This is a genomic window from Neotamlana sedimentorum (assembly GCF_000943565.1).
Lineage (GTDB): Bacteria > Bacteroidota > Bacteroidia > Flavobacteriales > Flavobacteriaceae > Neotamlana > Neotamlana sedimentorum.
The window spans coordinates 1-554 of the sequence record NZ_JTDW01000049.1 but is presented as its reverse complement, the minus strand read 5'-3'; the positions used below and the strand labels follow the sequence as shown (position 1 = coordinate 554).

The 554-nt window shown below is 40.6% G+C and carries 1 pseudogene; it reads left to right on the top strand.

Annotation, left to right across the window (positions count from 1 at the left end):
• Positions 1 to 554: pseudogene (locus PW52_RS17605) on the top strand (hypothetical protein); the annotation flags it as partial.

Below are 554 nucleotides of genomic sequence, written 5' to 3'. Positions count from 1 at the left end.
ACATTTACAGCTACTGATGATTGTGGTAATGCGACTTCTACTACGGCTACTTTCACTATACAAGATACTACTGCGCCTACTATAGATACACAAGCTAGTAATATTACTGTGGAATGTGATGGTAATGGTAACAACACGCAAATTCAAGATTGGTTAAACAATAATGGTGGTGCTGTTGCTTCGGATACCTGTTCTAATATTACTTGGTCTAACAACTACGGGGGAACTGCTTCTGATTGTGCTAACGCGATTTCGGTAACCTTTACTGCTACCGATGAGTGTGGTAATGCAACTTCTACTACGGCTACTTACGCTATACAAGATACCGTTGCACCTACTATCGATACTACTGCTAGTGATTTAACTGTGCAATGTGATGGGAATGGTAATACTGCAGACCTTAATAATTGGTTAACTTCTAATGCTGGTGCTAGCGCTTCTGATGATTGTGCAACAATTTCTTGGTCTAACGACTTTAATGCCCTTTCTGATGACTGTGGATTAACGGGTACTGCTACTGTAACTTTTACAGCTACGGATGCTTGTGGAAACTC